This window comes from Klebsiella sp. 64 (assembly GCF_018223915.1).
Taxonomy (GTDB): Bacteria; Pseudomonadota; Gammaproteobacteria; order Enterobacterales; family Enterobacteriaceae; genus Klebsiella; species Klebsiella pneumoniae.
The window spans coordinates 61,359-86,955 of sequence record NZ_JAGRQZ010000034.1; the positions used below are offsets into that span (position 1 = coordinate 61,359).

The window sequence follows — 25,597 nt, forward strand, 5'->3', positions numbered from 1 at the left end:
CATCCAGATGGCTAATATTATTTCGTTGTATCTTATGCTTTTTACGCAGTTGTCAGCCAGCGGCGGCTATGAAAAATTCGTTAAATCAGAAGATTAATTGCCGCACGGGAGCAGTGATGAGCGCGAATCGCCTTGAGATGCATAACATTAGCCTGGCCTTCTCCGGCTTTCAGGCGCTGAACAAGGTGGACTTTACCCTCCATGGCGGGTCGGTGCATGCCCTGACCGGGGCCAACGGCGCGGGTAAGTCGACGCTGATGGCCGTGCTGTGCGGCACCCACGCCCACTATGAGGGCGAAGTGACGATCAACAACCTGCCGGTCACCATTCGTTCGCCGCGGGATGCTAAACAGCTGGGGATCCACCTGGTGCAGCAGGAGGTGGACGTGGCGCTGGTGCCGGGCCTGAGCATTGCGGAAAACATTATGCTGGACAGGCTGGCGGAGCCGGGCATGACCTTCCGCTGGTCGCGGGTTCGGCAGCTGGCGCGCGAGGCGCTGGCGCAGCTGGATGTGGCGCTGGACGTCCGGCGCTCCATTGACAGCTGCACGCTCGCCGAAAAACAGCAAATCCTGCTGGCCCGCGCCCTGTCGCACCATTGCCGCTTTTTGATCCTCGATGAACCCACCGCGCCGTTGGATCAGCATGAAAGTGAGCGTCTGTTTGCGGTAGTACGCCGTCTGCAGCATCAGGGGATCGGGGTGGTGTTTATTTCGCATCGTATCCATGAGCTGAAGGCGATCTGCGACACCCTGACGGTGCTGCGCGACGGGCGGCTGATTGAGAGCGGCCCGATGGGGCCGCTGAGCGGCGAACAGATCGTCGAAAAGATGCTGGGCCACGAGCTGAGCGATATCTTCCCGCCGCCGCGCCCGCCGCACGGCGAAGAGGTGCTGTTGCAGGTTGACGGTCTGCATGATGAGGCGTTGCTGCAGGATATTTCGCTGCGCCTGCGGAAGGGGGAAATTCTGGGTATCGCCGGGCTGGCCGGCGCGGGCAAAACCGAGCTGTGCAAAGCGCTGTTCGGCGCCAGCAAAAGCCGGGTGCAGCGTGGCGAGCTGAACGGCCAGCCGTGGCGACCGCGCGATCCGGCCGACTCGGTGGGGCGCGGCCTGGCTCTGGTCCCGGAGGAGCGACGCAAAGAGGGCATTTTCATTGAAGAGCCGATCGCGATGAACCTGGCGGTCAGCGCCGATAACAGCTTTTCGCGCTGGAGCCTGTTTGGCCATCGGCAGGCCTGGCGCTGGGCGGAGGAGGTGATTGCCCGCCTCGGCGTGCGCGCTACCGGTCCCGGTCAGACGCTGCGCCGTCTTTCTGGCGGCAACCAGCAGAAGGTGGCCATTGGCAAATGGCTGCGCGGTGATGCCAACGTTTTGATTTTTGACGAACCGACCAAAGGGGTCGATGTGAAAGCGAAAACCGATCTGTTCATGCTGATCGATGGTCTGGCGCGGGAAGGCAAAGGGGTGATTTATGCCTCGGGTGAATTCGCCGAGCTGGTCGGTTTATGCGACCGCATCTGCGTACTGTGGGACGGACGGATCGTAGCGGAGATCCCCGGCGCGGAAGCCCGGGAAGAGACACTGCTTTATTATTCAACCGGAGGAGCGGCAGCGTGAGCAAGGCCCTGGCAGTAAACGCGACGGTATCGGGCCGTCAGCGATTTTTTGATTTTCTCTATAAGTGGGGCATGTTGCTGACCGTGGTGCTGCTGGTGGCGGTCTTTGGCCTCGCCTCGGACAACTTCCTTGATCCGTTCAACATCATCAACATTCTGCGCTCGATTGCCATCGTGACGGTGATTGCCATTGGGGTGTCGATTTCCCTCACCATCGGCGGCTTCGATCTGTCAGTGGGATCGACGGCATCGCTGGCTAACGCGCTGGTGATTTCCCTGTTTGTCTGGCATGGCCTGGGGACCACCGAAGCGATTCTGATAACCCTCGCGCTCTGCACCCTGGTGGGGCTGTTTAACGCCTTTCTGATCGTGGTGCTGCGCATTCCTGACATGCTCGCCACCCTGGCCAGCCTGTTTGTGATTCAGGGCGTGGCAATGACCTACAGCTACGGTGGGTCGATTACCGAAAACATGGTTCTGCCGAGCGGCGAGATGGCGGAGGGTACTATCCCGGCGGCCTTTGGCGCGCTGGGGCAGGTGCCGACCATCGTCATTATCATGCTGGTGGTGACGCTGGTCGCCCAGCTGGCGCTGTCGTTCACCACCCACGGACGGCGGATGTACGCCATCGGCGGCAACCCGGAGGCGGCGCGGCTCTCCGGCCTGCGGATCACGCGTTACAAAGTCGCAGCATACGTGATTGCCTCGCTGCTGGCCGGGCTGGGCGGCATTCTGCTGGCCTCGCGCATCGGCTCTTCGCAGGTCAACGCCGGCGGCGGCTATCTGATGGACGCGGTGGCCGCGGCCTGGATCGGCTTTTCGCTGGCGGGCTCCGGTAAACCGAACGCCCTGGGGACGCTGGTGGGGGCGGTGATCCTCGGCGTGCTCTCCAACGGGCTGGTGATGCTCTCGGTGCCGTATTACGCGATGGACATTATTAAAGGGTTGGTGCTGGCTGGCGCGCTGGCACTGACCTATTTTCAGCGCCGTACTTAACATTTTACAGGGTAAACCGCATGAAAAAGATCGCACTCTCTCTGATGACGCTGGGTCTGCTGCAGTCGACGGCGGCGCTGGCCACCGCCCCGACGCCGGTGCCGGCGGCGATTGCCGAACACAACGGCCCGATCCGCATTGCCGTGATCCGCAACCTCGGGTCTGACGATAACACCACCCAGTTTGTCGCCGGGGCGTTGCAGGAAGGCAAAAAGCTCGGTTTCAAAATCAGCACCTTCCTGAGCAACGGCGATGACGCCAAATTCCAGGACTTCGTCAACCAGGCCATCAGCCAGAAATACGATGGCATTATTCTCTCCCAGGGGCGTGACCCGTATTCCACCGCCCTGGTGAAGAAGGCGGTGGACGCCGGGATCAAAGTGGCGGTGTTCGATACCGCGGTAAGCGGTGAGATCCCCGGGGTGACGGTCAGCCAGCAGGATGATGCCTCACTGACCGAGCTCTCTTTTGGCCAGCTGGTGAAAGATTTCAACGGCAAGGCCAACATCGTCAAGCTGTGGGTGGCGGGCTTCCCGCCGATGGAGCGCCGTCAGGCGGCTTACCAGACGCTGCTGAAGCAAAACCCGGGGATTAAAGAGCTGGAGTCGATCGGCGCCGTGTCATCCGATGTGCAGGGCGACACTGCCAACAAGGTGGGGGCGATCCTCGCCAAGTATCCGAAAGGAAAAATTGACGCGATCTGGGGCACCTGGGATGCCTTTAGCCAGGGAGCCTATAAAGCGCTGAAAGAGAACGGCCGCACCGAGATCAAACTCTACAGCATTGATATTTCCAACCAGGATTTGCAGCTGATGCGCGAAGCCGGCAGCCCGTGGAAGGTGAGCGTGGCGGTGGATCCGAAGCTTATCGGCGCGACCAACGTGCGGCTGATCGCCAACAAGATCGCCGGCGAGCCGACGCCAGCCACCTACGACTTCAAGGCGGCAGCGATTCCCCAGGCGCTGCTGGCGGCCCAGCCGGGAGCGGTAAACGTGGCGTCGCTGGGGAAAATTATCCCTGGCTGGGGCCAGACCGAAGACTTTATCGCGCCGTGGTTCGCGACGCTGGAAGCGAAAAACAAATAAAATCAAGCCGGGTGGCGGTGGACGGCGGCCTGGTGCCCTCGCCCCGGCCCTCTCCGCAGGGAGAGGGGGAAAACCATGCCACCGGGCGAGAGGGATCCCCTATGTCAGCATTACCTTCCCCCGAATACAGCCGCAATATGCGGCTGATTGGCCATAGCGATCAGGGCGGTCGTCCGGACGGCGTGCAGCTGATGGTGCACCGCGGATTCACCTATATCGGCCATATGGTGTCGCAGGGTTTTTCCGTGGTCGATGTTCGCGATCCTACCCGGCCCACCACCGTCAACTATATTGCCGCGCCGCCGGGCACCTGGAACGTGCATCTCCAGGCGCATGACGATCTGCTGCTGGTGATCAACGCCCGGGATCTGTTTGCTGACGCCCGTTTTGCTGATGAGAAGGTGTACTACACCCGCTCGGTGGGTGACACGGTCAGCGATGTGCAGGACAGGGGCTGGAGCGCCGGGCTGCGCATCTTTGATATTTCCACTCCCGCGCAGCCGCGGGAAATCAGTTTCCTGTCGCTTAACGGCATCGGTATTCACCGCATCTGGTACGTCGGCGGGCGCTGGGCGTATGTGTCCGCGCTGATCGACGGTTTTACCGACTACATCTTCCTGACCATCGATCTGGCCGATCCGCGTAAGCCCGAAGTAGCCGGGCGCTGGTGGCTGCCGGGGATGCACCAGGCGGGCGGTGAAACACCGGACTGGCCGCAGGGCAAACGCTATGCGCTGCATCACGCCATTATTGCCGGGGATACCGCCTACGGCAGCTGGCGCGACGGCGGCCTGACGCTGCTGGATGTCAAAGACCGTACCCAGCCGAGGCTGATTAGTCATCGCAACTGGAGCCCGCCGTTCGGCGGCGGAACGCATACCGCGCTGCCGCTGCCGGATCGTGACCTGCTGGTGGTGCTGGATGAAGCGGTGCTCGACAACCAGGAGGACGGCGAGAAGCTGATCTGGCTGTTTGATATCCGCGAGCCAACCAACCCGGTGAGCATCGCCACCTTCCCGCCGCCGGATGAAGCGGATTATGTGGCGAAAGGGGCGCATTTCGGTCCGCACAACCTGCATGAGAATCGTCCCGGCAGCTTTGTCAGCTCAACGCTGATTTTTGCCACGTATCAGAATGCCGGCGTGCGGGCTTACGATATCTCCAACCCGTATCGTCCGCTGGAGACCGGGGCGCTGGTGCCGGCTGCGCCTGAGAGAATGATGGATACCCGTCCCGGCCGCCCGCGGGTGATCCAGTCCTGTGACGTGTTTGTCGATGCGCAAGGCATTATCTACAGCACCGATTACAACGGCGGGCTATCGGTGATTGAGTATCTGGGGTGAGGGTAAGGTAAACGCAAAATTGTACTCGGATGTCTGCCGGGTGGCGGCTTTCGCCTTACCCGGCCTACGAAAGAGTGCAAGATCAAACCGTTATGCGGCTATTTGTAGGCCCGGCAAGCGCAGCGCCGCCGGGCAATCCCCGAAAATAGCACTTTTTTAGGGGTTGCTCCCTCTCCCTGTGGGAGAGGGTTGGGGTGAGGGAAACAGGCGCACTCAGCTGTACTGGCGTACCCGCGCCAGCAGCTCGTCGACGCTGTCGATACGCTCGGCCAGCACGATCAGCGCTCTGCCCAGGGTAATGGCGTGGCGCAGGCACTCATGACGCATGGCGTCGTCCTGGATAGTGTCGATATCCGCGACGTGCGACAGTCCGACGCTGCGGCGGATCAGTTCGCTGCCGCAGAAGCCGACCGCGTCCGCCCACACCTTTTTCAGAAAGGCGGAGGCGTAGCCGGGGTAAGCCAGCGCCGCGTCGCGGGTTTTCTCCGCCGCCAGCGCCTGGAAGCGCTCGGCAAAGGTGGTCCACAGCTGGTGGATGTCGTTCAGCCGCTGCTCGCGCGCGGCGGCGGCATCGCGAATGCCGAGCTGGCCCGGCAGGCCGCAGTAGTTCAGCAGCAGGTTGCCGATGGCGTTGCCGATATCGAAGCCAATGGGGCCGAAGTAGCCGAACTCGGCGTCGATGGCCTTCAGGCTGCCTTCGGCAACGAAGATCGACCCGCTGTGGATATCGCCGTGCAGCAGCGCTTCCGCATGGGCAAAGAAACGGTGCTTCAGCGCCGCCACCGCCAGCTTAAGCTGAGCGTCGTCGCGCAGAGCGGCGACATCGGCCTCCAGCTCCGCCGGGTAGTTATTGCGCTCGTGGATCTGATACGGGTCGTTAAAGAACAGATCCTCGGTGATCTCGCACATCGCCGGGTTAATAAACTGCGCCACCTGCGCCTTTTTCTCGTGGGGATGGAGGTAGAAATCGCTGGTGTGAAACAGCACCTGCGCCAGATAGTCGCCAAGCTGGCGGGCCGCCTGGGGATAGTAGACGTTAGCGATAAGCTCTCCGCGCCAGATGCGGTGGTCGGAAAGATCTTCCATCACCATCACCGCCAGCTCGGGATCAAAGTGATGGATTTTTACCGTGTGCTGCGGGCTGTGCTGATAGTGGGCGACCAGGGTCTGCGCTTCGAGACGGGCGCGGTCGAGGGTCAGCGGCCAGGATTCGCCGACGCAGCGCACGTAGGGCAGGGCCTGTTTGACGATCGCCCGGCTGACGCCCTGACGATCGAACACTTTAAACACCAGATTGAGGTTGCCATCGCCCACTTCCTGCGCGCTGACCAGCTCAGATGGGTTGTCGATGCCGGCGAACTGTTGCGCGTAAGCCACGGCATCGTGGGCGGTGAAGGTATGGTATTGCGACATTGCCTCGATCCTCGAATTCTGATTAAGCCGTTCAGACGTCTATACTTCTGGATTCCATCCTGACACAATGTGATACAACAACGCAACAGGGATTTAACGACATGCAGACATTACAGACCACCAGCCTGCGGGTGAGTGAAAATCAGCTTTTTATTCTCGACCAGCAGGCCTTGCCGCAGGAAAAACGCTGGCTGGCGGCGGATAACGTTGCGCTGCTGGTGGACCATATTCATACCCTGCGGGTGCGCGGCGCGCCGCTGATTGGCCTGTCCGCCAGCCTGCTGCTGGCCCTGCTGGCCCAGCGCGGCCTGAACCGGGATGCACTCCAGCAGGCGCTGGAGACGCTGCGCGCGGCGCGGCCGACGGCGGTCAACCTGATGAATAATCTGGATCGCATGAAGCAGGCGCTGGCCCGGGAGGATTACCCGCAGGCGCTGGAAGCGGAAGCCTTGCGTCTGGTCGAAGAAGATAAACAGCTGTGCGACCGCATCGCTGAGGCGGGCAGTGCGCTGGTGAAGCCCGGCAGTCGACTGCTGACCCACTGCAACACCGGTGGCCTGGCGACCGCCGGGGTAGGGACCGCCCTCGGCGTTATCGCGCTGGCGCACCGGCAGGGAAAAGTGACCAACGTATGGGTTGATGAAACCCGGCCGCTGCTGCAGGGCGGTCGTTTAACCGCCTGGGAGCTGGGCGAGCTGGGCGTGCCCTATCAGCTGATCGCCGATTCAATGGCCGCCAGCCTGATGGCGCAGGGGCAGGTGGATGCGGTGTGGGTCGGCGCCGACCGTATCGCCGCCAACGGCGACGTGGCGAATAAAATCGGCACCTATTCTCTGGCGGTTTTGGCCCATTATCACCAGATCCCGTTTTACGTCGCTGCCCCGCAGACCACCCTCGACCGCCATTGCCCGAACGGGGCGGCGATCCCCATTGAGCAGCGCGCGGCGGCGGAAGTGACCGGAGTGGCGGGCAGCTTCGGCGCGGTACAGTGGGCGCCGACGGGGGCCGCCGTTTACAATCCGGCGTTCGACGTCACGCCTGCTGGGCTGATAAGCGGCTGGGTGCTGGACAGCGGGGTGGTCACCCCGGCGCAGGTCGCCGCCGGGGCGTTTGCGCCGGACAACGGATAACGGACGTCGTGCCGGGCCTGGAAAAAAAGGTTTTCCCGGGCCCGGACAAACACCGCGCCGCTACGGCAGGACCATGGCTACCGCCGGGGCGGATGATCGGTCGATACGCTGACCGAGGGCGGTAATAGCCGCCTGGAAGGGACACAGCGTACCGACGTCGGTCTGACGGCAGCCCGGCTGACGCCACTCCTGACGCAGCATCGGGTGCTGCGCGTCCGGCGTCTGCAGACGACGCAGGTCGTCGAGGCCCTGGGCCTGGAAATAGACCCGCAGATAGCGTTCTCCGCTCTTCGCGTTGCGCCAGCGCTCCAGCACCAGGCTACTGCCCGGCGGGATATTTCCCCGGCTGTAGCCCGGCAGCTGCCAGCTAAAGTTCATCAGCGTGCGCACCATGGCGATATTGGTGTCATGGGCCACCAGCAGCAGCCAGCGTACGTTCGGATTCGCCTCCGGTTTGACGCCGTCGAGCATAGCGTTGAGCAGCACCGACCCGCGTTTTTGCGCGGTATACAACACATCGTTACTCAGATCGTAGTTTTCCGTTAACAGCGGCAGCAGGGCGGTGATCTGCCTGGCCTGGGTGATCTTGCCCCACGCCAGCTGGCTGAGAGGCAGGTTTTCACTCCAGCCGAGACGCAGCGTCTCCACCATATTGGCCATCACGCTCAGTCCGCTAATGGTGGTCTTCCCACTTTTGCTCTGCTCGACCTGCCACGGGGTATCGAAGATCGGGCAGGGCTTATCGGCCTGACAAACCGCCTGTTTCAATAGCTGGATGGTCGGCGCCAGCGCCTGCCGACGCTGCGCCAGATCCCCGGCCTTCTCTTTCACCGCCGCCAGCTGGCGGGCGGGGTCGGTTTGCGTGGCGGCGAACTTGTCGGTCTGAAACAGGGGATCGGCATCCCCGCTGACATAATGGATAGCGACGCCGCAGCCGGGGAAGGCGCCATCCACCAGCGCCTGGGCGGTCGCTCGCGTACGCTGCAGCGGGCTGGCGCGCACGTATATCGACTCCGCCGTCGGGCATCCGGCCTGCAGCAGGCCGAGCTGGCGGTAATGCTGGCCTTCCGCACGCCCTTTGTTGACCATGGCGGCATAGCCATGGCCGGTGAGCTCCCCGTCATGGGTGGTCCACTCGGTCCACGGTCGGCCGGTGGCGGCCTCGATGGCTTCCCGGTTGCCGGCCGTCGGCGGACGAATACCGTGGCGGCTGAGCTCGACCACTTTCTCCAGCTGCCAGTCCGCGGCGGCGGCAGATTGCAGCGCCAGCAGCGGCAGCGCGCAGGCGATAAACAGGCGTAACAGCCCCTGATGTCTTGCAGGCATCATATCTTCTTCCTTATTCGTTAATCGGTTATGAGGAGAACGAGGTCTGCCGTTCGACGGCATGGCGCCGGGCGACGATGGCGGCAGTGGTAAAACAGAGTAGCGCGGAACCCAGACCGGTACCCACCCAGAACAGCGCCAACGTGCTGAAATCATACAGCGTTTTGCCGTTTTCAAGGATAGCCGTTTTATCAATAATGATCCCGGTGAGAAACTCGCCCAGGCCGGCGCCGGCGTAGCTGGCGATGCCGATGGTGCCGAGCGCGGCCCCGGCGGCCTTGCGCGAAGAGATATCGACGGCGATCAGCCCGCCAAGGAAGCAGGTCAGAGCGCCAATGGTGGCCCCGAAGATAATCATCGCCAGAATATCAGTGTAGTAATTGTGCGGCGACCAGAGCATCAGGGCGAAGCCGGCGGTGTTCAGCAGGCTGATGAATCCGGCCATCACGCTGCGGTTGCGCGGGAAAAAGCGGTCGGAGAGCATGCCGGCGATGATGGTCCCGGCGATGCCGGCGATAGCGTTGACGCCGATAATCCCGGACGCCTCCAGGGTGGAATAAGCTTTATCCTGCTCGAGAAAGAAGATCCCCCAGGAGTTGACGGCGTAGCGGTCGATGTACATAAAGGCGGAGGCGAGGGCGAGGGTCCACAGCGCCGGGTTACGCAGCGCCAGCAGCTGGTTTTTAAACACCGAGCCGCGGGCTTCGACCTCCTCCTGCGGTTCATCGCGGATGACGTTGATGGACGGGAAGCCGCTGCTCTGCGGCGAATCGTGCATGAACAGCACCAGCAGCACCACGCCGGCGGCGCCGAGCGCGGCGGTGGACAGGTAGCCCATCTGCCAGCCAAACCCGGCGATCACCGCGGCGATCACCATATAGGTCACCGCCTCGCCGATATTATGCGCCGTCGACCAGATGCCATAGAAGGTGCCGCGCTCCTTAACGCCGTACCAGCGCGCCAGCGAGACCGCGCAGGGGCCGACGCCCATCGACTGCGCCCAGCCGTTGATCCCCCAGAAGATGGCCAGCAGCAGGGCGTTGGTGGTCATCCCCATCATCAGGTTCATCCCGGCGCTGAGCAATAAACCGAGGCTCATATAGCGCACCACGTTGGCGTGATCGGCGATAAAACCATTGACCAGTTTGCCGATGGCGTAGCTGAAGAACAGGGTAGAGCCGATCATGCCGAGCTCCGTCGGGGTGATCCCCAGCTCCACCAGCGCGCTTTTGGCGACGGTGAAGGATAACCGGCAGACGTAAAAGGTGACGTAGGCCAGGGTCATGGCGATAAAGGTTTGCCAGCGCACCCGGCGAAAACGGTGTTCATCAAACGCGGCGCCCGCTTTCGGCGGCGACGCCCGGAAAAAAGCGATAATTCCAGACATAGGTGGTTCTCCGCAGGTCGGAGGCCTGACTGATTGATGTGGTTCGTCCGTGAATGAAGTTATCGTTACTGTGTAGAGTACATAATCAGAAATAGCCTGACCCGTAAGGGTTAATGTAATGGTTGTGGGATCATCTTTTTCAGCTGCGGGTAGAGCGTCTGGCTGGCCAGCAGCAGCGGATTGCCGCGCTGGATCCCCTCCTGCGCCAGAAAATCGTTGCTGGCGCCGCCCGCTTCGCGCATCAGCACCAGCCCCGGCAGGGCGTCCCACGGGTTCATGTGCGGCTCGTAGTAGCCAATCAACCGGCCCGCCGCCGCCCAGGCGCTCATCAACGCCCCGGAGCCGTTGCGGATAAACATGCCGCCGTCGCTGAGCAGCGCCTGCAGAAACGGCAGAAAGTCCGCCGGGGTGACGCGATGCGAGGTGCCGACGCCCATCACGCCCTCTTTGACCGTCGTCGCGGGGTGCGGACGGATCGGAGCGTCGTTGAGCCAGGCGCCATGGCCCCGCAGGGCGTGAAACAGCTCGCGATGGTTGGGGTCGTAGACCACGCCGATGACCGGTTCGCCGTCGGCGACGATCGCCAGCGACAGGCACCAGGTGTGCAGGCCGTTGAGGAAACAGCTGGTGCCATCGATGGGGTCGACCACCCACAGCACTCGCGCGTCGGGCAGGCGGGCGCCGCTCTCTTCGCCGAGAAAACCATCCTCCGGAAACGCGCTCTGAATGCGCTGTTTGACAAAGGCCTCCACCCGCTTATCGGCCACGCTGACCACATCCTGCAGGTCGTCGCCCTTATGGTCGACGGTCAGCGCCTCGCGCTGTTGATAGTATTCAAACGCCAGCTCAGCCCCCGCTTTCGCCAGCTCGCAGGCCAGACGGTAGCGGGCCTGTAGCGCTTCTGATTCCTGAGATTGCATAGTGACTCCCTATTTTGCACACGTGTGCATTTTGCGTGAAAAAAACAGCCCCGAAGGGCCGAATGAGTGTGGCCGGGTTTCGCAGAAGATTCTGTGATCGCTCCAGCATAAAATGATTTTTTCATTTCGCACTATGACGAATGATTAGTTTCACCGGCACTTCGCGATGGCGCGAGGGCAGGCTGAAGCGGGCGATCCGCGTCATTAACAAATCCACCGCGTGGTGGGCCAGCAGGGCGGTATTCTGCTGAACGGTGGTGAGCTGATAGGGCTGCCAGTCCGCCTGCGGGATATCGTCAAAGCCGACGATGGCCGGCAGCGGGGCGGCGGCGTCCCGCAGGCCGTCCTGGGCGCCCAGCGCCAGCATATCGGTGGCGCAAAACAGCGCCTGCATCCCGGGGTTTTCAGCAACCAATTCTCTGGCAGCCTGGTAGCCGGCTTGATAGCCGCCGCTGTCGCAGAAGCGGCTGCTCACCGCCATATCCGACGTCCGGGCGATAAAAGCCTCATAGCGCTGGCGGGTGCTGAAGTTCTCGCGATTTTCGCCAATAAAGCCAACCTGCCGCCAGCCTCGGCGGCTGAACAGATCCGCCACCAGCTTCGCTCCCTGGGCGTTATCGCTGCACACCCGGTCGCAGCCGGCGAGGTCCGCATGGCGGTTGATCAGGGTGACGGGGATCTTGCGCGCCAGATACTCTTCCGCCAGCGACAGCGGCGGCGCGCCGGAGGTGATGATCACCCCGGCGACGTGATAGCTCAGCAGTTGTTTAAGCGAGGGGGCGAGCTGCTGCGGATCGTCAGCGTTCATCAGCAGCGGCATAAAGCCATTGAGCGCCAGCTGATGGACCAGCGGCGCCAGCAGTTTGCTGCGAAACGGGTTGTCGAAACCGGCGGTGACGATGCCGATAAAATTACTGCTGCCGGTGATCATCGTCCGGGCGATGATATTCACCTGATAGCCCAGGGCTTCCGCGGCGCTCAGCACCTTCTGCCGGGTCTTCTCCGACACCGAGGCGCCGGGGGTGAAGGTGCGGGAGACCGCCGAGCGCGAGACCCCGGCCAGTCTGGCCACGTCCTCGGCCTTAATCCATTTTTTATCGCTCATCGTCGTTTCGCGCCGTCTGTTTTCCAGGAGGCCGACGCCCGGGCGGGCGTCGGTCACGCACACTGCCTGAAAAGGTATCACAGAAAGGCGTCGTCGCGCAGCGCCTTGCGCCCTATGCCGGGTAGCGGATGTGCTCCACCTCACGCTGCAAAATCACCCTGCCGTGGCGAATGGAGGTCAGCACCCGTGCCTGACGACGGACGGCCTCGTAGTCGTTTTCCGCATCGAGGATCAGCAGGTTCGCCGGGCGGCCTTCGGCGAGGCCGTAGTTATCGCCCAGACACAGCGCCCGGGCGCTGTTGTCGGTGACAAAGTCGAGACAGCGCTGCAGATCGTCATAGCCGAGCATATGGCAGATGTGCAGTCCGGCATCCAGAATGCGCAGGATATTGCCGTTTCCCAACGGATACCACGGATCCTGAATCGAGTCCTGAGCAAAGCAGACATTGATGCCGGCGCGATCCAGCTCCGCCACCCGGGTGACGCCGCGCCGTTTCGGCCAGCTGTCAAACCGGCCCTGCAGATGAATGCTTTCGGTCGGGCAGGAGATGAAGTTGATCCCCGAGGCTTTCAGCAGGCGAAACAGCTTTGAGCAGTAGGCGTTATCATAAGAGCCCATCGCGCAGGTGTGGCTGGCGGTGACCTGCGCCCCCATGCCGCGCACCCGCGCCTCTTCCGCTAGCACTTCGAGGAAACGCGACTGCGGATCGTCGATTTCATCGCAGTGGACATCCACCAGGCGGCCGTAACGCTGGGCGAGGTCCATCAAAAACATCACCGAGCTGACCCCTTTGTCGCGGGTGTTCTCATAGTGCGGAATGCCGCCCACCACGTCGGCGCCCATCTCGATGGCGCGCGTCATCAGCTCCCGGCCGTTGGGATACGATTCGATTCCCTCCTGCGGAAAGGCGACAATCTGCAGATCGATGAGATCGGCGGCCTCTTGTTTCACCGCCAGCAGCGCCTGCAGGGCCGCCAGCGACGGGTCGGTGACATCCACATGGGTGCGGACGTGCTGGACCCCGAAATCGCGCAGCATGCCGATGGTTTTCAGCGCTCGCTGACGGGTGTCCTCCGGGGTAATACTCGCTTTGCGCTGGCTCCAGCGGGTGATGCCTTCAAACAGGGTGCCGCTGCGGTTCCACTCCGGCTCGCCCGCGGTGAGGGTGGCGTCAAGATGGATATGCGGCTCGACGAAGGGCGGGATCGCCAGCCGGCCCCGGGCGTCGATAGCCCCTGCGTCGGCAGTCTGCATCGCGGCCTGGGCGGTGATGCGGTGAATCATCCCGTCCTGCAGGTCAAGGGTAAACAGCGCCTCCTGGCGGCGCAGGCGAGCGTTAATAATTTTCATGGTGGGTCCTGTAAATGGTTTTGCGATAAACGCCAGATCACCAGCGCGACCGAGGCGTTGAGATGAAACTGAGGGTGGCTGACCGGGTAGCCGGTCAGTTTTTCAATGCGCTGGATGCGCTGATGCAACGTGTTGCGATGGAGACCCAGCCGGTCGGCGGCCCGCACCACGTTGCCGTTCTCCTGCAGCAGCGTCTCGAGGGTCTCCAGCAGCAGCCACGGCGCTTTACGGCCCGGCTCGATCAGGCAGCCGAGGGTGTCGTGCATAAAATCGTTGAGCAGCGCCGGGTCGCTGACCGCGGACAGCAGTTTGATAAACCCCAGCTGCTGATAGTCGCTGATGCGCTGGGTCGGCCGCAGGGTATCGCACAGATCCAGCGCCTGGCGCGCCTGCGACAGCGCCCGCGGGTAGCCCTGCAGCTGCCTGACCGGCGCGGAGAGGCCGCAGAGCAGCGACAAACTCTCCTCTCCGTCCGCCAGCGCCTGCAGCCACTGCTGTAGCCATTTTTTCTGCTGAAAGCCTTCCCCCTCCTCATCCGGCAGCAGGAAAAGGAACATGTTGCTGCGCTCCAGCAGCGGGAAGGGGTTGCCCTGCTGGTTGAGCTGCTGCTGCAGCTGCTGACGCACGCTGCGGTGGGCCTGCAGCAGCCAGGCTTCGGCCTGTTCGGGCGGGAACTGGCGAAACAGGCGGGACAGCCCATCCAGACGCAGCGCCGCCAGCCGCAGCGGATGGGTAAAATCGAGCTGCTGGTGCAGGGCGCGCTGATGGAGCATCTGCAGGTCCGGATAGTCGCCGGTGACCAGCTGCATCAGAATGTCGCGCTGCGACTGCAGGACGTTTTCGCTGCGGACCAGCGCGGTGCCGATGCGCTCGGTGACAATCACCATCTTCAGCAGGTAGGGCTGCTCGATCAGCGGCATGCCCAGCTCGTCGGCAAGGGCGATCAGCGTGGCGGGAATGGCGTGGATATAGGCCTCGCCGGTGAGGATCACCATCCCGGCGATGCCGCGCTGTTTGCCCTCCATCAGCAACTGGATCAGGTTGGCTTCATCCCGGGGATGGTTGATGCCGGTGATAAACACCAGCTCGCCGCCCATGATCCACTCGGCGATATGTTCATTTTCCGCCACGTAGTACCAGCGTACGGCCCGCTGCAGCCCTTGCTTTCCCGCCCGCAGACGCAGGGCGGAGAGTCCCTCAAGGGCCAGCAGTTCGCTGACCGTCAGGCTCATGGCTCCTGCTCCGCGACGGCGGCAGGCTGGCGTTTGCTTAGCAGAGTCAGGGCGATATAGACCAGCGCGGAAACGGAGATCCCCACCAGCGGCGCGATCCACGGCGAAAGATAGGCCACCACCGCGCCGGCGGCGTAGGCGCCGAGTCCCAGCCAGTTAAAACGCGGCAGGCGGGCGTTCTGCAGCAGGGGATAGCGCCCGCCGCGGGCGAACCAGTAGTCGGCGAGGATCACCCCGCCGATGGGCGGAATAATACTGCCCAGCAGCACGAGGAAGGGGATCAGCATTTCGTACATCCCGCCAATGGCCAGCACAATGCCCACCCCGGCGGCGGCGAGGGTCAGCGTCCGGCGACGTTCGCTGCGCAGCAGATGGCAGGCTGCGGCGGAGACGTTATAGATGGTGGGGCCCTGGATGGTCAGCAGGTTGAGACAGAGCATGATCACCGCGGCCACCGATAGCCCCTGCAGGATCAGCACTTCAACGATATCGGCCTGTTGATAGACGATAGCGCACCAGGCGCCGGCGACGATCATCAGCCCGTTGCCGATGAGGAAGCTGCCCATGCTGGCGAGAATGGCGGTCCGGCTGGAGTTGGCCAGCCGGGTCCAGTTTGTCGCCTGGGTGGCGCCGCTGGCGAAAGTGCCGAAGACCATGGTGATGGCCGCCGACCAGGTCATGGTGTCGCTCGGCGCAATACGGGTCATCGCCTGCCAGCCGCCGGCGTGGTGCAGCGCCAGATACATGGAGACCATCAGCAGCACAAACATCAATGGCACCGACAGGCGCGACAGCGCGTCCAGCCCCTTGTAGCCCACCAGCGCGGTGACGCAGAACAGAATACCAAACAGCACCATCAACGGCTGGGTCAGCGCCTCGGGCAGAGCGAGGATCTTCACCAACGAGATAGCGACCGTGGCGGTGCCCCAGGCGTACCAGCCCAGCTCGGCAAAGCCAAGAATAAAATCGGCCAGCTTGCTGCCAATCTCCCCGAAGCAGAACCGGCCCATCAGCACCGTATTCAGGCCGCTGCGCGCGGCGATCCAGCCCAGCGACGCGGCATAGAGGGCCAGCAAGGCGTTGCCGATGACGGCTATCCACAGCAGATTGACGATGGAAAAGGAGACGCCGAGTTTACCGCCGGCGAACATCGTGCCGGTGAAAAAGGTAAAGCTGAACAACACCATGGCGATGGAAAATACGCCTTTGCGTCCGGCGGCGGGCGCTTCGACGAGGGGAAAATCATTGCTGTTTGACATCCTGGAACCTCTGGCTGGTAGATGGGCGGTGATAGCCGGAAGTAGCAAGAGATGTGCCAGGAAAAACCGGGCACGGGGAATAGCGCGCGGTGTGCAACATGCACAGTTATTGAAGGATCCCGGAGGGGTAATGCCATTCTACTGTGCACCCTGCCAAGTTTTGCACCAGTCCAGGGCAGAGGAGGGCGGTGAGCGCATCCCTGGCGCCGGAGGAGAATTTTAGCCAGGACGATCCGCCTGTTTTTGGCCAGAGAGTAGTGGAGAATAGTGGTGTACTGAAAATGGTTGGTTAAATCACTGTGAATAAAGGTTATTTAATATGCTTTTATGATATAACCATTTGTCTTGTGTGTGTTTCCTGAAATATTGTCCCCTCCGGTTAGCGGTGTTAGTATCGGATAAATAGCCATTTAGACGGCTAAATAAATCATCGCTAACCTAAGGAACTGCTATGTGGCAAGAAAGACTCGCGCAACTGGTCACCACCTGTCATTGGATCGGCGCGAAAGGCTGGGCGCCGGCGACCGGCGGCAATATGTCGGTGCGTCAGGATGATACCTGGTGCTGGCTAAGCGAGTCGGGCCGCGACAAAGGCAGCCTGACAACCGAGGATTTTCTGCAGGTTGAGATCGCCACCAACCAGGCGCCTTCCGGACGTAAGCCGTCGGCCGAGACCGGTCTGCACACCCTGGTGTATCGCCTATTCCCGGAAGCCAACGTGGTGCTGCATGTGCATACCGTCAACGCCACCGTGCTGTCGCGCATCGAAAAAAGCGACACGCTGGCGCTGCAGGGGTATGAAATGCAGAAAACCCTTAGCGGGCAGCATAGCCATCTCGATACTGTTCCGATCGCCATCTTCGATAATGACCAGGATATTGACGCCCTGGCGGCGCGGATTGCCGATTATGCGCAAACGCGCCCGCTGCGCTACGGCTTTCTGCTGCGCGGCCACGGCCTGACCTGCTGGGGGAAAGATATTCAGGAGGCCCGCCGTCAACTGGAGGGGCTGGAGTTCCTGTTCGAGTGCGAGCTGATGCGCCGCCGCTACGAGCCCTGAGCCGGAGCAGGTATGGATTTTTATCTTGGTATCGATATTGGCACCTCGCGGGTGAAAGCGGTGCTGTTTGATCAGCATTTCACCGCCTGCGCCAGCGCCGCGGAAAACACCTCACCCCGCCTGTCGGCCAATGGCTACGCGGAACAGGATATGACCCAGCTGTGGCATTCGGTGCTGGCTATTCTGCGCCAGATTGCCCGCCACCCGGCGCTCCAGGCGGGGCGGCTGCGGGCTATCGGCCTCGCCGGGCAAGGGGAGGGGGTCTGGCTCAGCGATGAGCAGGGCGAACCGGTGGGCCCGGGGATCCTGTGGAGCGATACCCGCAGCCACGAGCTGATGAGCGACCTGCTGCGCCGACCCGGCTTCGACCGCCGCTATTTCGCCGATACCGGCACCCACCTGCAGCCCTGCAATACCAGCCTGCAGCTGTACTGGCTGAAACAGTATCAGCCGGCGCGGCTGGCGGCCGCGCGCTATCTGTTTTTCGCCAAGGACTGGATCCGCTTTCGCCTGACCGGCGTGGCGGCGCTGGAGCTGACGGACGCCAGCAGCTCGTTACTCAATCAGCAGACCGGCAGCTGGTCCTCGGTGGTGATGAACGAGATGGGGCTGAACGAACTGCTGCCGCTGTTTCCCCCGCTGCTGGCCCCGGATGCCCTGGCCGGCACGCTGAGCGACGCGGTGGCGGCGCTGACCGGGCTGCCCGCCGCGACGCCGGTGGCCGCCGGGGCGCTGGATGTCTGTAGCGCCGCGCTGGGCTGCGGCGCGGTCAACGAAGGGGATATCTACACGATCCTCGGCACCACCTGCTGCACCGGGATCGTCTGCCGCGGCCCGCAGACGGTGAACGAGGCGACGCGCTTTGTCACCCATACCGAAGCCGGACAGGTGATCTCCCTGTTTCCGATGCAGGCCGGTACGCCAAACATTGACTGGCTGCAGCAGCATATTTCGCTAGACGCCGATCTGGGGCGCCTGGAGCAGGCGATCGCGGCGGTGGAGCCAGGCAGCGGCGGCGTCTTCTGGCAGCCGTACCTCAATGGCGAACGTGCGCCGTTTTACAGCCCGGACGCGCGGGCCGGCTTTTTCGGCATTAGCCCGCACACCACCCGCGCCGAACTGCAGCGCGCGGTGTTTGAAGGCCTGGCCTTCGCCATTGTCGATGCGCTGCAGGGTTATCCGCAGGGCGGCGAGCTGTATCTGACCGGCGGCGGCGCAGCCTCGGCGACCTGGCTGCAGATTATCGCCGACTGTACCGGACGCACGGTGGTCTCCAGCGCCTTTAACGAACTGAGCGCGCGCGGCGCGGCGATCCTGGCGGCCCGTAGCGTCGCGGCGCTGGCCGAGACGCCTCCGCTGGCGCAGACCCGCTATCAGCCGCGCCCTCAGGCGCATGCCCGCTACGCGGCGCTGTATCCCGTTTACCGCCTGCTGCGCGAGCAGATGCTGCCGGTATGGCAGGCCAGACAGGCCGCCCTTCAACCTCTTTCTCAGGACCTACAACCATGAAAATCGTTTTTACCGCCGAGCATGCTGGCGACCTTAGCGCCTTCCACCAGCTGGGCGAGCTGCTGGTGGAGGGGTGGGCGCTGGGCAAACCGAAACTCAGCGCCGGTCAGCTGATTGAGCTGGCCCACGACGCCGAGGTGCTGGTGACCAGCTATGATGAGGTGACGGACGCGGTAATGGCCGCCTGTCCGCGCCTGCAGGTGATCGCCTGCACCCGCGCGAATCCGGTGAATATTGATACCCAGGCCGCCCAGGCGCGCGGCATCCGGGTGCTCTACACCCCGGGGCGCAATGCCGATGCCGCCGCGGAGCTGACGCTTGGCCTGATGCTCAGCCTGGCGCGCCATATTCCGCAATCCCATGCGGCGCTGAAGCGGGGGGAATTCACGCAGGCTGACAATGCCGCCGCCGCCACCCAGCAGGGTCTGCGGCGGGATGTGGTCTGGGACGTGAGCCCGGAAAGCCCCTATGAAGTGTTTAAAGGCAGTGAACTGCGCAATAAAACGCTGGGGCTGGTGGGGTATGGCAACATTGGCCGCCGGGTGGCGCGTATCGCCCGGGCGTTCGGCATGGCGGTGTTGGTGGTGGATCCGTTCGTCGCCGCAGAGGATATCAATGAGCCAGGGCTACAGAAAACGACCCTGGAGGCGCTGTTCCGCGAGGCGGATATCGTCAGTCTGCACCTGAGCAGCGGGCCGCACAGCGACGGGCTGGTGAATGCCGCGCTGTTAAACAGCATGAAGCCCGGCGCGCTGCTGATCAATACCTCTCGCGCGGCGGTGGTCGACGAGGCAGCGCTGATTGATGCCCTGCGCCACGGCCCGCTGGGCGGCGCGGCGCTGGATGTCTATCACCGCGAACCGCTGTGGCGCGATCATCCTTTTGTCATCGAGTTCGATAACGTGATTATCACGCCGCATATCGCCGGAGCCACCCGGGAGAGTATCGCCAAACACACGGCGATGATTGCCGCCGATCTTCAGCGCTATGTCGCCGGGGAGCCGCTGCTGTACCAGTGGCGTTAAGCCGCTTGCGCCGCCGCGTTCTGCAGCGGCGCGGGTCCATCGTCAGGGGCGATGGGCCGCCATAAAAGCCTGGGTCTGTTCCCAGTCCACTACCCCGGCATCCGATCCCATCCCGGTCGCCACCAGCGCGGCCACCGCCGAGGCGACGTCACACGCTGCTTTCACGCTGAGTCCGCGCGCCAGTGCGGCAATAAACCCGCCGCAGTAGCTGTCGCCGCAGCCGGTGGTATCCACCGCCTCGACCGGCCACGGCGCAATATGCTGCGGCCCGCCATCGCGGCCGATAAGCCAGGAGCCGTTCTCGCCGTCTTTCAGAATGCAGGTGCCCACGCCGAGCGCCAGGAAGAAGCGGCCGATGGCCTCCGGCTGCGTCTCTCCGGAGAGAAAGGCGGCTTCCTCCAGCGAAGGCATGAAATAATCCACCGACGGCAACAGGGGCCGCAGTAGTTCGAGGGTCTCTTCATTCGGGGCGATAAGGTCAAAGCTGGTGGTGACTCCGCGCGCTTTGGCCGCCTGCAACAGCCGCGCGCTCTGTCCCTGGTCCATTGCCGCCAGCAGCCCGGTCCCGCCGTGATGCAGGAAACGACAGTCAAGGACGGCGTCAAATTCCGCTTCACTGACAAACAGGTCGTCAGACGCGCCCCGGCAGTGCAGGGCCGGACGTTCGCCGTTGGGGCGAATCGGCAGGATCGTCGCCGAGGTCTCCTTCAGCGCGGTGCGCTGGATAAGCGAGCAGTCGATGCCCAGCCGGGCATAGCTGGCGAGGATAAAGTCGGCCTTTTCATCTTCGCCCAGGCAGGCCACCGCTGCGGTGCGGATCCCGAGCTTCGCGGCGTTGATATTAGCCCCGGCGGCGGTGCCGGCGGGGTTGAGGCGAATTTGCTCAATAAAGGCGACGCCGCCGCGCGGCGGGATCGCCACCACCGGCCGCCCGGCGATATCCAGAATAGTCAGGCCGACAAATACGGCGTCAAAGGTTGCCATCGTTCTCCCGTTTAGCGATGCGTTTGGCGCAGGCGCGCCTGCCAGAAGGATAGGGCGAGGGCCACCACCAGAATCACGCCGACCAGCGCGTCCTTCACCAGATAATTGAGCCCCATCAGGTTCAGGCCGTTATCAATAATGGCAAGGAACAGCACGCCGCCGAGGGTGCCGAGGATGCTGACCCGGCCCAGACGGTTAAAGGCAGTGCCGATAAATACTGCCGCAATGGCGTCCATCAGGTAAGACTGCCCGGCCAGCGGGGTAAACTGCCACAGGTTGGCGGAGAGGATCACCCCGCCGACGGCGCAGAGCGCCGAGGCGGTCACCAGCACGCCGAGCATGGTCAGGCGATCGCGGATCCCGGCGATACGCGCCGCTTCGCTGTTCTGGCCGATGGCGCGGACATATTTGCCCCACAGGGTGCGCTCGGTAACCAGCCAGGCCGCCAGCCACAGCGCCAGCACGATCGCTACCGGCGTGGGGATCCCACCAAGGTTGCCCACCGCCAGGTCGTGATACTCCGGGGCCATCCGCCGATAGGCTATCGCGCCGCCGCCGTCGGTATAGATGCGCTCGGCGCTGCTGGCGATAAACCAGGTGCCGAGCGTGGCGAGGAAGGGGCGGATCCGGCAGATGAGGATCAGAAAGGCATTGAGCAGGCCAATCAGCACGCCGCCGAGCAGAGCGCAGCCCACCGCGGCCTGCCACGGCAGATGCCAGGTTTTCAGGGCGACGAGGGCGAAGGCGGCGCCGAAATCGAGCGCGACGCCCACCGACAGATCAATCGCCCCGGCGCTGACGATCAGGGTCATCGCCATCGCCACAATCAGCAGGATCGCGCTGCCCTGCAGCAGGTTGGCCCAGTTATCCACGGTTAAAAATACCGGATTCGCCCAGCCAAACAGGGCGATGGCCAGCAGGATGATGACGCCAAATCCGGCCCGCGACAGCCAGGCCAGCGGGCTGCTGGCCGTCTGTTCCGCCGACGCAGAGGTTTTCAGGGTGATTTGACTCATGCCTCGCCTCCTTTGTGTCTGACCGCCGAGGCCGCCAGCACCACCAGGATCAGGCCGCCTTTAATGGCGCCCATCCAGAAGATATTGACCCCCAGCAGGCCGAGCCCGTTAGAGAGGGCGTTGACCAGGATTGCCCCCAGCAGCGCGCCCCAGATGGTGACCACCCGACGGCGCGAGAAGGCGGCGCCGATAAAGGTCGCCAGCACGGTCTCCAGCAGCAGCGGCGTGGCCGTCCCGCTGGAGCTGCCGGAGCCCTGGCTGAGCAGCGGCAGAATAGCCAGCCCGGCGGCAATGCCCGCTAACAGCCAGACCAGCAGGGTCAAGCGGCGCACGTTCAGGCCGCTCATCTGCGCCATATCGCGATTGCCGCCCACCGCCTGCACATGCTGGCCGAAGCGGGAGTGGTGGAGCAGGAACTGGAACAGGATAAACACCCCCAGCAGGTAGACCAGCGGCCAGGGCAGGCCCAGCACGCTGTTGTCGCGAAAGGCGACCATCAGCGGATCGCTGACCGCGATGCGCCGCTGGCCGGTCAACAGATCTGTCAGACCGGTAAACGCCACCGAGGTCGAGAGGGTGGCCAGCAGCGGCGGCAGGCCGGCCGCCAGCACCAGCAAGCCATTGATCGCCCCGCACAGCAGGCAAACCGCCGCCAGCAGCGCCAGCAGCAGGAGATACGGCGTGTGCCATTCGGCCAGCCCGAGGCTGAGCAGCGCGACGCCGAGCACCGCCGTCGCCGGCAGGGAGAGGTCGATGCCGCCGGAGACCACATCATCCCCGCCCACGGCGATAACGCAGACCAGGCCGAAACAGAGGATCGCCAGCGGAACGCTCTGGACCAGCATCAGGCTGATATTTTGCCAGCTGAGAAAGTAGGGCGACTGTACGCTCAGCCATACCAGCAGCGCCAGAAACAGGATCAGGGGAAATTTTTCAATCAGCGTCGCCAGGCCCGGACGGCCGCGACGCTGGATAGCAGTACTCATGGTGAAGGCTCCTGTCCGCCGTTGATCGCCACCAGCAGGGCGTCCAGCGTTAGCCCGCGGGTGGGCAGATTGGCCGCCAGCGCGCCGCGCCAGAGGACCAGGATCCGGTCGCATAGTCCGAGCAGTTCGGGGGCGTCGCTGGAGGAGACCAGCACCGCCCGTCCTTGATCGGCCAGCTGGCGCGTACGTTGATAAATATCCCGGCGGGCGCCGATATCGACCCCCAGGGTGGGTTCATCGAGAATAAACAGCCGGGCATCGGTCCCCAGCCAGCGGGCGAGGATCGCTTTTTGCTGATTACCGCCGCTCATGTAGCGTACCGGCAGCCCCGGGCGTCCCGGGCGGATTGCCAGCTGTTCTATCCAGTCGCGCGCTTTCTGCTCGGCGATACCCTGCCGCTCCCAGCCAAAGGTGGCGGTCTCCGGCAGCGAGGCGAGATTAATATTGTCGGCGGTGGTGAAGGGCAGGATCAGCCCCTGATGGCGGCGGTCGCGTGGCACCAGCGCCATGCCGGCGCGGATCGCCTGCTTTGGCGTACGAATGCGCCGCGGCCGGCCCTCGAGGTGGATGGTGCCGCGTTCCGCCGGGCGTAAGCCGTAGAGTAGGTCGACCAGCACATCGCGTCCGGCGCCCAGCAGGCCGGCGACGCCGACGATTTCGCCCGGCTGAATATCAAAAGAAAGATCCTGCAGCTGCCGCCCGTCGCTCAGCTGGCGCACCGAGAGCAGCGGGGTGGCCCCATTGTCTGCCGCCGGGCGCTGGCGCGGAGTATACAGCTGGTCGATTTCCCGGCCGACCATCATGGCGATCAGCGCCTCGGTATTCTGCAGCAGGTCGCGGTCCGGGTAACCGACCACTTCCCCGTTGCGCAGCACGGTGCCGCGGTCGCAGAGGGTGGCTATCTCATTGAGGTAGTGGGAAATATACAGAATGGCAATGCCCTGGTCGCGCAGGCGCAGGATGGCGGAGGAGACCAGACTGGCCTCCTGCGCCTCCAGGGGGGCGGTGGGTTCGTCGAACACTACCAGCCGCGCTGCGCCGTCGATCAGCGCGCGGGCAATTTGTACCAGCTTGCGCTCGGCCAGGCTCAGGTCGCGCACCAGCCGTTCGGGGTCGATCGCCAGCTGCCAGTTTTGCTGGAAAAATTGCGCCGTAGCGGCCTTCATCCGTCGGCGATCCAGCGCCCCCCAGCGGGTGCGATACTCCTGGCCCAGAAACACCGATTCCGCGACGGTAAAGTGCGGGATCAGGTTCAGTTCCTGGTGGATAACGCGGATGCCGGCGGCTTCGATGGCTGCCGGATTGCCAAGGGGCAGCGGGTGACCGTCGAGGGTGGCGCTGCCGCTGTCGGCCTGATAGACACCGGCGAGGATCTTGATCAGCGTCGATTTACCGGCGCCGTTCTCGCCAATCAGGCCATGAATCTCCCCCTGATTGAGGCGCAGGGTAACCGCATTAAGCGCGGTGACGCTGGCAAAACGTTTACCGATCTGCTCCATGACCAGACCAGCGGCGGGGCGTTCCCCGCCAGGATGTTGATTAATCACTGCAGCTCGCCGTATCCCAACTGTTTATACACCGCTTTCGCTTCCTGCGGACCTTTCACCGGAACCACCGGAATAAAGGTTTGCACCGGTAGTTTCTGGCCGGCAAAGTAGCGGGCCACGTTGTCAGCCGAGGTCTGGCCGATCAGATGCGGCTGCTGCGCGACGTTAGCCACGAACGGGCTGCCGGGCTCCGCCATGATCTCCAGGGTCTCCGGACCGGCGTCGATGGCCGTCACTTTCACGTCTTTATCGCGACCGGTCTCTTCCAGCGCCTGGACGATGCCGATGGCCGGTTGATCCCAGCAGGCGACATGGATGGCGTCCAGTTTGCCTTTCGGATACTGGCTGAGTAATTCGAGGGTTTTCTTGCGCGCGTCTTCCGGCGAGTTGGCGAACTGTTCCGCGAGCTCGGGCTGGATAATATGAATATCCGGATAATCCTTAAGGACATATTTCCACTGATCGTAGCGAATTCCGCAAATACGCAGCGCGCTGGAGAAGGCGTTAAATACGGCGACGTTGCCTTTGCCGCCTAATTCATCCGCCATGTAGCGGCCGATGGTTGAGCCTAAGGTGTAGTTATCGGAAGTAGTATTGTTGACCGAATATTGAGAAACATGATCTACGGTAAATACCGGGATACCGGCATCACGCAATGCTTTAAATTTTGGTTCGACGGCGCTATCGCCGAGAATACTAATTACCGCGTCCACCTTGCGTGACAGTAAAATATCGTGGTTATTGGCATGCACCTGATTATCGCGGCCGCCATCGACGCCAATGACTTTGCCCCCCAGCTTCTCCACCTCCTCTGTCGCGCCTTTAAAGGCCTCGCGATCCCAGAAATGCTGAGTGCCGACCACGGCAACGCCAATGGTTTTTCCCTGTAAGGAGAGGGCGTCTGCGGCAGCGACGCTCAGCGAGGCAAGGGAAAGCAGTCCCAGCGCGGCAGGCAATAATTTTCTTTTCTGCGACATTGTTATTATGATCCTGTGATGAAGGTGGTTGCGGACCGGTAGCATGACAAGAAGCACCTCGCCACCTCAAATACAAAATAAGTCTAAGTTATGCCAGGAATGTTATATCGCAGAAACGTCAGAGAAAAAGTTTATTTTGTCATGAGGAACCTGAAAATATTTCATGATGGCGGATAGACCTTTTTATTTTGTGGTTTTATTTTTGACTTATTCCGTGTTTATTTAGCGGATAAAGACAATTTTCTTAATATTGTGAGTGCATGGGAAATACGGCGTCTACAGAGAAAAAAAGAAGATTGCGCGGGCTAAAGCTTTTTTTAGCAGAGCA

The 25,597-nt window shown here is 62.6% G+C and carries 21 protein-coding genes; 8 read left to right on the top strand and 13 right to left on the bottom strand.

The window, feature by feature from the left end:
* Positions 1–116: 116 nt before the first annotated feature.
* The 4 genes from KHQ23_RS20915 to KHQ23_RS20930 all read left to right on the top strand — a co-directional run bounded on the left by KHQ23_RS20915 (position 117) and on the right by KHQ23_RS20930 (position 5,042).
* A complete protein-coding gene (locus KHQ23_RS20915; RefSeq protein WP_004183363.1) occupies positions 117–1,619 on the top strand; it encodes a sugar ABC transporter ATP-binding protein in 1,503 nt (500 codons plus the stop codon).
* Positions 1,616–2,614 carry an ABC transporter permease gene (locus KHQ23_RS20920; RefSeq protein ID WP_002894035.1) on the top strand — a complete coding sequence of 333 codons (999 nt, stop codon included), beginning with the start codon at positions 1,616–1,618 and terminating at the stop codon, positions 2,612–2,614. Before KHQ23_RS20915 ends, KHQ23_RS20920 begins: the two co-directional genes overlap by 4 nt.
* 20 nt (positions 2,615–2,634) lie before the next feature.
* Positions 2,635–3,699: a sugar ABC transporter substrate-binding protein gene (locus KHQ23_RS20925; RefSeq protein WP_002894036.1), complete on the top strand. Its 1,065-nt coding sequence runs from the start codon at positions 2,635–2,637 to the stop codon at positions 3,697–3,699.
* 101 nt (positions 3,700–3,800) lie between these two features.
* Positions 3,801–5,042, top strand: a complete 1,242-nt coding sequence (locus KHQ23_RS20930; protein ID WP_073553649.1) for an LVIVD repeat-containing protein — start codon at positions 3,801–3,803, stop codon at positions 5,040–5,042.
* 213 nt (positions 5,043–5,255) lie between these two features.
* On the opposite strand, the gene mtnK is transcribed toward KHQ23_RS20930, so the two are convergent.
* Complete coding sequence (gene mtnK / locus KHQ23_RS20935; protein WP_032434177.1) at positions 5,256–6,455, bottom strand: S-methyl-5-thioribose kinase; 1,200 nt, start codon at positions 6,453–6,455, stop codon at positions 5,256–5,258.
* Positions 6,456–6,556: 101 nt separating this feature from the next.
* On the opposite strand from mtnK, the gene mtnA reads away from it, so the two are divergent.
* Positions 6,557–7,585: an S-methyl-5-thioribose-1-phosphate isomerase gene (gene mtnA, locus KHQ23_RS20940; protein WP_004183373.1), complete on the top strand. Its 1,029-nt coding sequence runs from the start codon at positions 6,557–6,559 to the stop codon at positions 7,583–7,585.
* 60 nt (positions 7,586–7,645) lie between these two features.
* Here mtnA and KHQ23_RS20945 read toward each other — a convergent pair whose 3' ends face one another.
* The 7 genes from KHQ23_RS20945 to codB form a co-directional block, all read right to left on the bottom strand.
* A complete protein-coding gene (locus KHQ23_RS20945) occupies positions 7,646–8,914 on the bottom strand; it encodes a histidine phosphatase family protein (protein WP_032434178.1) in 1,269 nt (422 codons plus the stop codon).
* A 25-nt stretch (positions 8,915–8,939) separates the two neighbouring features.
* Positions 8,940–10,298, bottom strand: coding sequence for an MFS transporter (locus KHQ23_RS20950; protein WP_002894151.1), 1,359 nt, complete (start codon positions 10,296–10,298; stop codon positions 8,940–8,942).
* Between the two features lie 110 nt (positions 10,299–10,408).
* Complete coding sequence (locus KHQ23_RS20955; protein WP_004178995.1) at positions 10,409–11,218, bottom strand: inositol monophosphatase; 810 nt, start codon at positions 11,216–11,218, stop codon at positions 10,409–10,411.
* A 121-nt stretch (positions 11,219–11,339) separates the two neighbouring features.
* Positions 11,340–12,290, bottom strand: coding sequence for a LacI family DNA-binding transcriptional regulator (locus KHQ23_RS20960; protein WP_072159393.1), 951 nt, complete (start codon positions 12,288–12,290; stop codon positions 11,340–11,342).
* Positions 12,291–12,435: 145 nt separating this feature from the next.
* Positions 12,436–13,674, bottom strand: a complete 1,239-nt coding sequence (gene codA / locus KHQ23_RS20965; protein WP_032434180.1) for a cytosine deaminase — start codon at positions 13,672–13,674, stop codon at positions 12,436–12,438.
* Positions 13,671–14,906: a PucR family transcriptional regulator ligand-binding domain-containing protein gene (locus tag KHQ23_RS20970; protein WP_038991342.1), complete on the bottom strand. Its 1,236-nt coding sequence runs from the start codon at positions 14,904–14,906 to the stop codon at positions 13,671–13,673. Before KHQ23_RS20970 ends, codA begins: the two co-directional genes overlap by 4 nt.
* Positions 14,903–16,165 carry a cytosine permease gene (codB, locus tag KHQ23_RS20975; RefSeq protein ID WP_002894162.1) on the bottom strand — a complete coding sequence of 421 codons (1,263 nt, stop codon included), beginning with the start codon at positions 16,163–16,165 and terminating at the stop codon, positions 14,903–14,905. Before codB ends, KHQ23_RS20970 begins: the two co-directional genes overlap by 4 nt.
* 451 nt (positions 16,166–16,616) lie before the next feature.
* Between codB and KHQ23_RS20980 the strand changes: the two genes are divergently transcribed.
* The 3 genes from KHQ23_RS20980 to KHQ23_RS20990 are packed head-to-tail and all read left to right on the top strand — an operon-like array spanning position 16,617 to position 19,759.
* Positions 16,617–17,225: a methylthioribulose 1-phosphate dehydratase gene (locus tag KHQ23_RS20980; protein ID WP_002894164.1), complete on the top strand. Its 609-nt coding sequence runs from the start codon at positions 16,617–16,619 to the stop codon at positions 17,223–17,225.
* A 12-nt stretch (positions 17,226–17,237) separates the two neighbouring features.
* Positions 17,238–18,734, top strand: a complete 1,497-nt coding sequence (locus tag KHQ23_RS20985; protein WP_012737637.1) for an FGGY-family carbohydrate kinase — start codon at positions 17,238–17,240, stop codon at positions 18,732–18,734.
* Positions 18,731–19,759, top strand: a complete 1,029-nt coding sequence (locus KHQ23_RS20990) for a 2-hydroxyacid dehydrogenase (RefSeq protein WP_002894255.1) — start codon at positions 18,731–18,733, stop codon at positions 19,757–19,759. Before KHQ23_RS20985 ends, KHQ23_RS20990 begins: the two co-directional genes overlap by 4 nt.
* 42 nt (positions 19,760–19,801) lie before the next feature.
* On the opposite strand, the gene KHQ23_RS20995 is transcribed toward KHQ23_RS20990, so the two are convergent.
* Genes KHQ23_RS20995 through KHQ23_RS21015 form a run of 5 tightly spaced genes read right to left on the bottom strand, consistent with a single transcriptional unit; the run spans position 19,802 to position 25,269 of the window.
* Positions 19,802–20,743 (bottom strand): carbohydrate kinase family protein, encoded by a 942-nt coding sequence (locus tag KHQ23_RS20995; RefSeq protein ID WP_032423916.1) that lies wholly within the window; start codon positions 20,741–20,743, stop codon positions 19,802–19,804.
* An 11-nt stretch (positions 20,744–20,754) separates the two neighbouring features.
* Complete coding sequence (locus KHQ23_RS21000) at positions 20,755–21,759, bottom strand: ABC transporter permease (protein WP_047694496.1); 1,005 nt, start codon at positions 21,757–21,759, stop codon at positions 20,755–20,757.
* Positions 21,756–22,745 carry an ABC transporter permease gene (locus KHQ23_RS21005; protein WP_004147555.1) on the bottom strand — a complete coding sequence of 330 codons (990 nt, stop codon included), beginning with the start codon at positions 22,743–22,745 and terminating at the stop codon, positions 21,756–21,758. The genes KHQ23_RS21000 and KHQ23_RS21005 overlap by 4 nt, the downstream gene beginning before the upstream one ends.
* Positions 22,742–24,244: a sugar ABC transporter ATP-binding protein gene (locus tag KHQ23_RS21010; protein ID WP_073553657.1), complete on the bottom strand. Its 1,503-nt coding sequence runs from the start codon at positions 24,242–24,244 to the stop codon at positions 22,742–22,744. The genes KHQ23_RS21005 and KHQ23_RS21010 overlap by 4 nt, the downstream gene beginning before the upstream one ends.
* Positions 24,245–24,288: 44 nt before the next feature.
* The gene (locus KHQ23_RS21015; RefSeq protein WP_002894353.1) at positions 24,289–25,269 is read right to left on the bottom strand and encodes a sugar ABC transporter substrate-binding protein; all 981 of its coding nucleotides are present in this window, start codon (positions 25,267–25,269) and stop codon (positions 24,289–24,291) included.
* Between the last annotated feature and the right edge of the window lie 328 nt (positions 25,270–25,597).

What these genes read in the sequence shown, in the direction of transcription:
- KHQ23_RS20970 (WP_038991342.1), bottom strand. Translation starts at nt 14,906, where the DNA reads ATGAGCCTGACGGTCAGCGAACTGCTGGCCCTTGAGGGACTCTCCGCC.
- KHQ23_RS20955 (WP_004178995.1), bottom strand. Translation starts at nt 11,218, where the DNA reads ATGCAATCTCAGGAATCAGAAGCGCTACAGGCCCGCTACCGTCTGGCC.
- KHQ23_RS20915 (WP_004183363.1), top strand. Translation starts at nt 117, where the DNA reads ATGAGCGCGAATCGCCTTGAGATGCATAACATTAGCCTGGCCTTCTCC.
- KHQ23_RS20980 (WP_002894164.1), top strand. Translation starts at nt 16,617, where the DNA reads ATGTGGCAAGAAAGACTCGCGCAACTGGTCACCACCTGTCATTGGATC.
- KHQ23_RS20945 (WP_032434178.1), bottom strand. Translation starts at nt 8,914, where the DNA reads ATGATGCCTGCAAGACATCAGGGGCTGTTACGCCTGTTTATCGCCTGC.
- KHQ23_RS21000 (WP_047694496.1), bottom strand. Translation starts at nt 21,759, where the DNA reads ATGAGTCAAATCACCCTGAAAACCTCTGCGTCGGCGGAACAGACGGCC.
- KHQ23_RS20930 (WP_073553649.1), top strand. Translation starts at nt 3,801, where the DNA reads ATGTCAGCATTACCTTCCCCCGAATACAGCCGCAATATGCGGCTGATT.
- KHQ23_RS21010 (WP_073553657.1), bottom strand. Translation starts at nt 24,244, where the DNA reads ATGGAGCAGATCGGTAAACGTTTTGCCAGCGTCACCGCGCTTAATGCG.
- codB (WP_002894162.1), bottom strand. Translation starts at nt 16,165, where the DNA reads ATGTCAAACAGCAATGATTTTCCCCTCGTCGAAGCGCCCGCCGCCGGA.
- KHQ23_RS20950 (WP_002894151.1), bottom strand. Translation starts at nt 10,298, where the DNA reads ATGTCTGGAATTATCGCTTTTTTCCGGGCGTCGCCGCCGAAAGCGGGC.
- mtnK (WP_032434177.1), bottom strand. Translation starts at nt 6,455, where the DNA reads ATGTCGCAATACCATACCTTCACCGCCCACGATGCCGTGGCTTACGCG.
- KHQ23_RS20985 (WP_012737637.1), top strand. Translation starts at nt 17,238, where the DNA reads ATGGATTTTTATCTTGGTATCGATATTGGCACCTCGCGGGTGAAAGCG.
- KHQ23_RS20925 (WP_002894036.1), top strand. Translation starts at nt 2,635, where the DNA reads ATGAAAAAGATCGCACTCTCTCTGATGACGCTGGGTCTGCTGCAGTCG.
- codA (WP_032434180.1), bottom strand. Translation starts at nt 13,674, where the DNA reads ATGAAAATTATTAACGCTCGCCTGCGCCGCCAGGAGGCGCTGTTTACC.
- KHQ23_RS21015 (WP_002894353.1), bottom strand. Translation starts at nt 25,269, where the DNA reads ATGTCGCAGAAAAGAAAATTATTGCCTGCCGCGCTGGGACTGCTTTCC.
- KHQ23_RS20995 (WP_032423916.1), bottom strand. Translation starts at nt 20,743, where the DNA reads ATGGCAACCTTTGACGCCGTATTTGTCGGCCTGACTATTCTGGATATC.
- KHQ23_RS21005 (WP_004147555.1), bottom strand. Translation starts at nt 22,745, where the DNA reads ATGAGTACTGCTATCCAGCGTCGCGGCCGTCCGGGCCTGGCGACGCTG.
- KHQ23_RS20990 (WP_002894255.1), top strand. Translation starts at nt 18,731, where the DNA reads ATGAAAATCGTTTTTACCGCCGAGCATGCTGGCGACCTTAGCGCCTTC.
- mtnA (WP_004183373.1), top strand. Translation starts at nt 6,557, where the DNA reads ATGCAGACATTACAGACCACCAGCCTGCGGGTGAGTGAAAATCAGCTT.